General features: G+C 42.2%; 12 protein-coding genes and 2 pseudogenes. 4 read left to right on the forward strand and 10 right to left on the reverse strand.

The window, feature by feature from the left end:
* Positions 1 to 92: 92 nt before the first annotated feature.
* From mobV to H8S34_RS14635, 3 genes are all read right to left on the reverse strand, one after another.
* Complete coding sequence (gene mobV, locus H8S34_RS14625) at positions 93 to 1,037, reverse strand: MobV family relaxase (protein ID WP_008395975.1); 945 nt, start codon at positions 1,035 to 1,037, stop codon at positions 93 to 95.
* Between the two features lie 183 nt (positions 1,038 to 1,220).
* Entirely contained in the window at positions 1,221 to 1,616 is a 396-nt protein-coding gene (locus H8S34_RS14630; protein ID WP_008395976.1) for a replication initiator protein A, read from the reverse strand.
* Between the two features lie 111 nt (positions 1,617 to 1,727).
* Complete coding sequence (locus H8S34_RS14635; protein ID WP_044930679.1) at positions 1,728 to 2,141, reverse strand: cysteine-rich VLP domain-containing protein; 414 nt, start codon at positions 2,139 to 2,141, stop codon at positions 1,728 to 1,730.
* 481 nt (positions 2,142 to 2,622) lie between these two features.
* On the opposite strand from H8S34_RS14635, the gene mtnN reads away from it, so the two are divergent.
* Positions 2,623 to 3,318 carry a 5'-methylthioadenosine/S-adenosylhomocysteine nucleosidase gene (gene mtnN / locus H8S34_RS14640; RefSeq protein WP_008395978.1) on the forward strand — a complete coding sequence of 232 codons (696 nt, stop codon included), beginning with the start codon at positions 2,623 to 2,625 and terminating at the stop codon, positions 3,316 to 3,318.
* A 43-nt stretch (positions 3,319 to 3,361) separates the two neighbouring features.
* The gene (locus tag H8S34_RS14645; protein WP_186964401.1) at positions 3,362 to 4,162 is read left to right on the forward strand and encodes a helix-turn-helix domain-containing protein; all 801 of its coding nucleotides are present in this window, start codon (positions 3,362 to 3,364) and stop codon (positions 4,160 to 4,162) included.
* A 17-nt stretch (positions 4,163 to 4,179) separates the two neighbouring features.
* Here the strand turns inward: H8S34_RS14645 and H8S34_RS15520 are convergent, their stop codons facing one another.
* The 6 genes and pseudogenes from H8S34_RS15520 to H8S34_RS14680 form a co-directional block, all read right to left on the reverse strand.
* The gene (locus H8S34_RS15520) at positions 4,180 to 4,422 is read right to left on the reverse strand and encodes a hypothetical protein (RefSeq protein ID WP_436277858.1); all 243 of its coding nucleotides are present in this window, start codon (positions 4,420 to 4,422) and stop codon (positions 4,180 to 4,182) included.
* Positions 4,423 to 4,566: 144 nt separating this feature from the next.
* The gene (locus H8S34_RS14655; protein WP_073459356.1) at positions 4,567 to 4,851 is read right to left on the reverse strand and encodes a topoisomerase C-terminal repeat-containing protein; all 285 of its coding nucleotides are present in this window, start codon (positions 4,849 to 4,851) and stop codon (positions 4,567 to 4,569) included.
* Between the two features lie 145 nt (positions 4,852 to 4,996).
* Positions 4,997 to 5,735: pseudogene (erm(B), locus tag H8S34_RS14660) on the reverse strand (23S rRNA (adenine(2058)-N(6))-methyltransferase Erm(B)).
* Positions 5,736 to 5,781: 46 nt separating this feature from the next.
* Positions 5,782 to 6,411 (reverse strand): annotated as a pseudogene (locus H8S34_RS15495) (P-loop nucleotide/nucleoside kinase family protein).
* 1 nt (position 6,412) lies between these two features.
* Entirely contained in the window at positions 6,413 to 6,685 is a 273-nt protein-coding gene (locus tag H8S34_RS14675) for an antitoxin (protein WP_000301765.1), read from the reverse strand.
* A 16-nt stretch (positions 6,686 to 6,701) separates the two neighbouring features.
* Positions 6,702 to 6,917 carry a peptide-binding protein gene (locus H8S34_RS14680; protein WP_002321610.1) on the reverse strand — a complete coding sequence of 72 codons (216 nt, stop codon included), beginning with the start codon at positions 6,915 to 6,917 and terminating at the stop codon, positions 6,702 to 6,704.
* 186 nt (positions 6,918 to 7,103) lie between these two features.
* On the opposite strand from H8S34_RS14680, the gene H8S34_RS14685 reads away from it, so the two are divergent.
* On the forward strand, positions 7,104 to 7,463 hold the full coding sequence (locus tag H8S34_RS14685) for a helix-turn-helix transcriptional regulator (RefSeq protein WP_003423065.1): 360 nt from the start codon (positions 7,104 to 7,106) through the stop codon (positions 7,461 to 7,463).
* 107 nt (positions 7,464 to 7,570) lie between these two features.
* Here the strand turns inward: H8S34_RS14685 and H8S34_RS14690 are convergent, their stop codons facing one another.
* Complete coding sequence (locus H8S34_RS14690; RefSeq protein WP_009269672.1) at positions 7,571 to 7,759, reverse strand: cysteine-rich KTR domain-containing protein; 189 nt, start codon at positions 7,757 to 7,759, stop codon at positions 7,571 to 7,573.
* 187 nt (positions 7,760 to 7,946) lie between these two features.
* On the opposite strand from H8S34_RS14690, the gene H8S34_RS14695 reads away from it, so the two are divergent.
* The gene (locus tag H8S34_RS14695; protein WP_243208048.1) at positions 7,947 to 8,519 is read left to right on the forward strand and encodes a hypothetical protein; all 573 of its coding nucleotides are present in this window, start codon (positions 7,947 to 7,949) and stop codon (positions 8,517 to 8,519) included.
* The last annotated feature ends 188 nt before the right edge of the window (positions 8,520 to 8,707 follow it).

Genomic DNA, 8,707 nt, shown 5'->3' on the forward strand with positions numbered 1-8,707 from the left:
TCGCTTTCGCTTTTTGCCATCCAGTGTCCTCCATATTCAGTTTTCAAGGTACAATGCCGCACAGGGGCGGCGAAAATTTCTGCTTATATCTATCACCTTTCCTTTACTGTGTGCCGCTGTTGCCGTTTCACCTGCGCCAGCACTTCCGGCGGGATACGGTCAACGAAATTGCGGAGATTGTGTAATTCGCTTTCCAGCGTTGCCCGTTCCATGCGGTCTTTCATCTTGCCTTGCTCACTGGCCTTTGCCCTTGCTTCCAGCTTTTTGTTTTCTTCCAGCAGGTCATTGATTGTGACCTTGTACTTTTTCAACTGCCCGGAGAAGTTCTCCATCTGCGGGAACCACTTTTTCAGCATGAAGAGGGCTTCCTCTTTTTTCTTTCCGGCGTTCAGCGGGTTAATGCCGTCAAGGGCGGCTTCAATGGCTCTGGCCTGTTTGGAGAGGGAAACCGCCTGTTTGAAAAGCCGGGTGGGGATATGCTTCCGGCCTGTCTTGCTGGCACTCTCCCCACGCTCCAAGTCGGGATATTTCACCACCATATAGGCGTGAAAATCGTCCTGCCACTTCGTCAGGTTTGCCCGGTTGCCGATAATCTCCTTTGCACACAGGCGGTTGTCCTTTGTCAGCGGAACAAAGGTCAAATGCAGGTGGGGCGTTTTCTCGTCCATGTGTACCACCGCCGACACGATATTTTCCCGTCCTACCCGGCCAATGAGGAAATCTGCCGCCCTTTGGAAGAACGCCTGTATCTCCTTTGGAGATTTCCCCTTGAAAAACTCCGGGCTGGCGGTTATCAGCGTATCGACAAACCGTGTGCTGTCCTTGCGGGTTCGGCATCCGGCCTGCTCGATACGGCTCTGAATGAAGTGGTAATAGCGTCCCTCCGGCTTGACGATATGGAAATTGTATTTGCTCCGGCTTGTGTCAATGTCGGGGTTACTGGCGTATTGTTCTTTCTGCCTTTCGTGATGGGCTTCCAGCGGCCTTGCCGGGTTGCCCTTGTGCTTCTCAAACCGCAAAATTGCGTGTTGTGCCATTCTGCTCCTTTCCCCATTCCTTTCCTATCCTGGGTTTTCCACAGGGAAAATCCTGCCAGAATTATCTCTGATACGATAGGAATGGAATGGATATAAATAAATCATTTTAATCTTTGTATTTCTATATACCGTCCGGTTTTCGTACTTTAGGGGGGCGGTTTCCGTACTTCAAGGGTACGGTTTTCAGTCCTCCGGCGTACCAGAACGGGATTTCTTGAAGTCGGTGTTTGGAACCGCTTCATAGGATTTTGGAAAAATGCGGTTGGGTTTTCCACAGCCCTGCTTCTGGATCTCCACCAGTCCGGCGTATTGCAGTTCCCGCAGGGTGTTCACCGCTTTCTGCCGCCCACAGTGGAGCAGGTCAACCACTTCGCAGATAGGGTAATACAGGAAAATCCGTCCGCAGTCATCCGCCCACCCATTCTTGCGGGATAACTCTGTCCGGCGCAGGATAAAGGTGTACAGAACCTTTGCCTCGTTAGACAGGGGCTTGAATGTGGGGGCTTCAAAGAGAAAATTCGGGAGCCGGGTGAAGCTGAACGCCTTTTCCGGCTGATGAATGTAAATCGTGTTTGTCATATCGTGTTTTGTGGACGGTTAGAAGCCCGTTTTCCGGGGCGGGCGATACTTTATACCACCTGCCCCGGTTTGGGGCTTGCGGAGCCTAATAAATCAAGGCTTTTTTCGCTCCTAACTGTCCACAGCAGACCTCCTTTTCCGTTCACTTTCTGTTTTCTGCCGCCTGTGAACTCTGGCGGCACAGCCGGGGCAGTATTTTGCCCGGTTGGATTTGGGGACGAACACACCGCCGCAGACCACACAGCGTTTCAAGTCCTTATCCCGGAAAATCTCCGCTTCCAGCGTCCCGTCCAGCGGCAAGACCGCCCAGCGGAACCACTTACAGCAGACCGAGAAAGAAACTGTCTGCGGGCAGGTGCAGGTGTCCCCATCATCAAGGACAATGCAGTTGCCGTCCTCACAGCAACAGCACTCCTGGCGTATCAGGCTGGCCGCCTGTTTCCTTTGCGCCGGTGTCATGCGGTAAAGGGAACCGTCCGGCCTGCGTTCCAGCGGCGGCAAGTCTTTATAGGGGTTATCTCTCATGCGTTCCCTCCATTTTGCTTTCCGTTGCCGTTCTCCCCGAAAAGGTTTCTTGCCCCATGCCTGCGGCGTGTTCCCAACAGGGGCCCCCGCAAAGTCGTCAGACTTTGTGGGGAGAGGAGCCGCAGCGGAGCGAGTGAGCTTTCGCCCTCTGGCGGAAGCGAATGATACGCAGCTTGCGGCGACGAGGCACGCTCCCCGCAACTTCGGGACAACTTGTCCCGAAGTGACCTCTGGACAAAGTGTCCAGAAGCTGGCTCCTTGCAGTGCTTCCCCAGCCGGGGTATTCCTTTTTGGACGGTCATTCTGTTTTCAAGGTGCTGTCCATCGATGAACTACCCTAAGTCTACACCTAAATGACCGCCCGTCCCGTATATCCGAAAGGTAGGAAATCGGCTTAAAAAACAGGCTATTTCCGTGCTCTCGGAATTATGGTAAAATAAACATAAAAATTGGCTTTCAAGCCATAGGAGGACAATAATCTATGAAAATCGGAATTTTATGTGCGGGTGACGAAGAACTCGCCCCATTTTTGCCCTTGATAAGCAACTGTAAGATAACGGAAAAAGCTATGCTGAAATTCCATGCTGGACAGATTGATAGTGTAGAAGTTGTCGCCCTGTTTTCCGGCGTGTGCAAAGTAAATGCCGCCATAGCCGCTCAGCTTTTGATAGATGTATTTTGCGTGGATATAATTATCAATTCAGGGACAGCGGGCGGTATGGAGCCAGAACTTGAAATATTCGATACAGTTATCTCCACAGAAGTTTGTTACCACGATGTAGCGCCAGACATTTTAACGGAATTTCATCCGTGGATGAATTCTGTGTTTTTTGTGGCAGACCCAAAGCTGATAGATATGTCAAAGTCTGCTGTTGACAAGCTTTCAACTTCTGGAAAGGTAGTTTGGGGCCGTATGGTAACGGGAGAATCGTTTATAACCGATGAGAGCCGGCAAAAAATAAACGATGAATTTGCTCCCTTGACGGTTGACATGGAAACTGCCAGTATCGCTCATGTCTGCTATGCAAATGACATACCGTTTATCGCCATTCGGTGTGTGACCGATACTGAAAAACACAGCGGAGTTGATAATTTTGACGGAAACTGTGCAAAAGCATCAAGTATTGCCAAAGATATTACGGTTGCTTTATTAAGAGAAATCAAAAAGTCGTGGTAAGATTGGATGATATTTTAGAACAGAGGACAGAGGGGGGGAGAGTATGGCCCTAACTATTCAAGAACGACTAAAAGACCTGCGTGTGGAGCGTGGCTTGACGCTGGAACAGCTTGCGGAACAGACGCACCTCTCCAAATCTGCGCTTGGCAGCTATGAAGCGGACGAGTATAAGGACATCAGCCACTATGCCCTTATTGAGTTAGCAAAGTTTTACGAAGTGACTGTTGATTATCTGCTGGGCCGTTCCCAAACAAAAAATCACCCAAACGCCGATCTTGCAGACCTGCGTTTGAGCGACGATATGATTGAACTATTGAAAAGCGGGCGGGTGGACAATTCCCTCTTGTGTGAACTGGCGACCCACCCGGATTTTCCCCGGCTCATGGCCGACCTTGAAATCTATGTGAACGGCGTAGCGGGAAAGCAGGTGCAGAGCGCAAACGCCATTGTGGACGCTGTGAGTGCAACGATTATGAAACAACACAATCCCGGCTTGACTGACCCACAGCTGCGACAGCTTATCGCCGCCCATATTGACGATGACAGCTTTTGCCGCTATGTGATACAGCAGGACATAAACAAGATAGCCTTCGACCTGCGGGAAGCCCACAAGGACGATTTTTTCAGCGTCCCGGAGGACAATCCTCTGGAAGATTTTTTGCAGACCGCAGAGGAAACCACCAGAGAGGACAGCGACCCGGAGCAGGCGGCTATGGCATTTATCTGTAAGCGGTTCAAGCTGAACTATGGGAAACTGTCAGAGGAAGAAAAGAAGTGGTTGAAAAAGATTGCACAGAAATCGGATTTGCTGAAAAATCCAAAGCCGCAGCGGGGACGCAAGTAAGAGAATAATAAATCAGATTATATGGAGGTATTGGTTATGAAAAAGTGGTTACTGATAATTTCAGCGACTGTTATTTGCGTTGCTGCCGCTTTTTTATATTTCTTTAGTTTAAATTTGTCTGTCAAGTAAGCAAACATAGTCGATAATTTTGACTTTCCAACACCACCTTTAAAATAATTGTTTAAGATAACAATCGCTTCATTTTTACTGTTTAAAATACGTCTTAATTCTTCAAGTATTTTGAGTTCTTCCTTCTCCATAACTACGCCCCATTCTTTTTTTGTATAGTAATATTGTATCATTAGGAATCACAAATCACAAGTGATTTGTGATTAATCACTTGTGATTTGTGATAAGTGATTTGTGATTAATATATAAAAGCCCTCTTTAAAGGGCTTTTATGCTTATTTTGAAAAAGAGATAAAATCAATATATCCCTTTTCTCCGATTTTTACAACGGCATTGTAGGACTTTCTATCTTTCGTTTTGATTCCTTTTACCAGGGTTTCTTTTCCCTCTAGTAATTCTTTTACATTTGTTTTGGTGAGTTTTTTCTTTCTAAAATGTTCAGCTAAAGTGAAGGTACATTCAGGATAATTTGAACAACCATAAAACGATTTTTTTAATACAATATTGTTGCCACACTTAGGACATTTTCCTACAAGGGGTCCCGAGCGCTTAGTGGGAATTTGTACCCCTTATCGATACAAATTCCCCGTAGGCGCTAGGGACCTCTTTAGCTCCTTGGAAGCTGTCAGTAGTATACCTAATAATTTATCTACATTCCCTTTAGTAACGTGTAACTTTCCAAATTTACAAAAGCGACTCATAGAATTATTTCCTCCCGTTAAATAATAGATAACTATTAAAAATAGACAATACTTGCTCATAAGTAACGGTACTTAAATTGTTTACTTTGGCGTGTTTCATTGCTTGATGAAACTGATTTTTAGTAAACAGTTGACGATATTCTCGATTGACCCATTTTGAAACAAAGTACGTATATAGCTTCCAATATTTATCTGGAACATCTGTGGTATGGCGGGTAAGTTTTATTAAGACACTGTTTACTTTTGGTTTAGGATGAAAGCATTCCGCTGGCAGCTTAAGCAATTGCTGAATCGAGACTTGAGTGTGCAAGAGCAACCCTAGTGTTCGGTGAATATCCAAGGTACGCTTGTAGAATCCCTTCTTCAACAATCAGATAGATGTCAGACGCATGGCTTTCAAAAACCACTTTTTTAATAATTTGTGTGCTTAAATGGTAAGGAATACTCCCAACAATTTTATACCTCTGTTTGTTAGGGAATTGAAACTGTAGAATATCTTGGTGAATTAAAGTGACACGAGTATTCAGTTTTAATTTTTCTGACGATAAGTTGAATAGATGACTGTCTAATTCAATAGACGTTACCTGTTTACTTATTTTAGCCAGTTTCGTCGTTAAATGCCCTTTACCTGTTCCAATTTCGTAAACGGTATCGGTTTCTTTTAAATTCAATTGTTTTATTATTTGGTTGAGTACTTTTTCACTCGTTAAAAAGTTTTGAGAATATTTTATATTTTTGTTCATGTAATCACTCCTTCTTAATTACAAATTTTTAGCATCTAATTTAACTTCAATTCCTATTATACAAAATTTTAAGATACTGCACTATCAACACACTCTTAAGTTTGCTTCTAAGTCTTATTTCCATACTCGCTCTTAATACAATATAGTGTACCTCGTAATCTTCTTGGGCAAGAGCTTTCCATGGCTCCAAAAACCATGGCCCGACAATCCCATCTACAATTACATCATATCCGCCACGAGCATATCGCTTTGCAGCCTCTAAAAAGGCTTCAATGACAACCAGATTTTGCTTGTTGGATTCTGGCAAATGTGGTGGTATTGCGCCTTTGCTTAAGTAATGAAAAAAGTCATCGGTGTGCATATGCACTGATTTATCCATATCTGATTCCTTTGCGACAATTGACGCAGTTGTTGTTTTTCCTGTCCCCGGTGAGCCTGTAATCACAATAATTCTTCCTTGATTCATCTATATTTTCCCTCACAATTTGAATTTATCACTTTGTTCCTGCCTGCTCAATCATCTTCTTCGCAAACTCGTTTTCCCTGACCCTGGTTGCCCACCAAGTAAAAAAGCGGTTGGCGATTCAACCGCTTTTTTTCCTTGAACCAATTCTTCTAAATTATCATTTAAGCGATTTTCAAATTGTTTGTCAGTAAAATTGACTATATTTGCCATATTAAGCCACTTTCTCTTTATTCAAAACTTGTTTTGAATAGCGATTCATTGACCGCCAATACTCATGAACGGCTTGTAATTCTTCTAAAGAATAATCAAAAAGATTTACACGTTTTGCAAGCTTTAATTGGTTTAATAAATTGACTTCCAATAATTGAGAGTCATTTTTATTTAATTCATGATTCAAAACATAGTTTAATACTCGATTATAAACGCTTGCCGATAATTCGTTAATGATCTCTATTTCAAATGTTTTTTCATAAGTAACTGCCATTTCATTTTCACTCCTTTTAAAGTTTGTCAGGTAAATATTTCCGAATATATTCTTCTAAGGCTTTATCCATAACTTCTTTTACGTTTCCGCCATTCTTTGCTGTTTCGATTTTTATAATATGGTGCAAGTCAGCACGAACACGAACCGTCTTATCCCCCATAATATCTTTTTTTGCACTGATTGGTGTATCATTTCGTTTTGCTTTTTGTGCGCCTAAATTTCCCACAACCACTCACTTCTTTCTATTTCTTCTTACTCTTATTTTATCATCAACAATCACAAATCACAAGTGATTTGTGATTAATCACTTGTGATTTGTGATTCTATTCTTTTTCGTTTTCTAATTGAATGATTCGCTCAATTTTAACACATTCTAAATATACAGCATGAAGTATAAACTCATGCTAGGTGATTTAAAATGAGAAAAGCAAAAGAAACACAAACTTTTGATTTCAGACCTTTAGGACTGGCAATCAGAGAAGCCCGTGAGAGAGCAGGGCTTTCTCGTAATGATTTAGGCGATAAAGTGTTCTATGGAGAACGCCATATCGCAGATATTGAAAATGTTGGTTCACACCCTAGTTTTCAATTATTCCATGATTTAGTTACCATGTTCAATATATCGGTCGATGAATATTTCTATCCAGCAGAGAACGTCGTAAAAAGTACAGCTCGCCGTCAGATAGAAACCTCTCTTGATTTATTGAGTGATAACGAATTAAAAATCATTCAAGGTACGATTGACGGTATCTTGAACAGCAGGGAGAGCAAGAAGTAATCAGCTTCTTGTTTTCCCTTTTTGCTATTCTGCATTATCTATTTGCTGATCTGCTCCGCAGGTAACAAATAAGAGCCAACAATCTATAAGTCATAATAACCTACAAATTATCGGCTCTGCGTCTTTGCGTCTGGCTCTTTGATAATAGTTACTTTTCCATGCTTTATATTGATTAAAGTTTCCGTTTTGCACTTCGGACAGAACAAAGGAAAATTTATCAGTTCTGTATCTTCTCGCACTTTAGTTCGTGTCTTATTATTGCAAATAGGACATAATACCCATAATTGCTTATCCATAGCCCCCCCTTATTCTTTTAAGAAATTTAATTTTTGCTTTTTCGTAGTGATATAAACATATTTTTTCGGCGTAAAATGTCTATTTCCAAAATACCTTTTGAAATTTGCTTGCATCTCTGGGTATGTACTATTCATAAATTCTTCAATATCCGCTCGGACGTTAGCAAACAATAAACCCTCAGTCTATATGCAGATTTTAATCATTTATTTTATTGATTTAAAATTTTCAATATATAAGGAAACTTCGCCACATTTTGGACAAACTGCAACTTTAGGTTTTTCTACCGTAGTTCCAAAAACGCCTTTAGTAGTTATTCTAACTCCCAAAGGAGATACCATTACCAGCAGAGAAAGCATATTGAACACCGCAATTTCAAAAGGGAATGAATGGACTATCGCAAAAGAACTGGAACTTGGCGGTTATATCGTGAGTGGAGCATACAGTACAGATAATAAATCTACACTTGCTATCTTTGAACCAACAGGAAATGGAGACTACAAATTTAGTACATCAACAAACCGAAATAGTGATGAGATTATTGTCGGTGGCGTTGCAATAAACGGAGAATGGTATGATTTAATTTGGTTTAATGGTGCTAAAACAGAGTATGCTGAAATCACTTATACAATAAATGGACAAGTGCAAGATACATTGAGATACAACACAGATGATATGGATATTATCTCAATTAAAAACCCAGAAAAAGAGTATTCCATTCATGTGGCTTACTATGACAATGATGGAAATAAATACGAATAAATTGTTTTTCATCGAGAAAATAGCAAAGCCAGCCGAGCCAGTCAACGGTCAAGATGAACGGCGCATTTCATGCGCCGCCGTTGACAGTCCCGCCCGTCTTTGCTAAAGGGTAATCAAGGCGGGAAAGCCCTAAAATGGCTTCACACCTATTTCAATAATTGGAGGAGATAAAAATGAGATCAGAAAAG

The sequence above is a fragment of the Pseudoflavonifractor hominis genome (assembly GCF_014288125.1).
GTDB lineage: Bacteria > Bacillota > Clostridia > Oscillospirales > Oscillospiraceae > Pseudoflavonifractor_A > Pseudoflavonifractor_A gallinarum.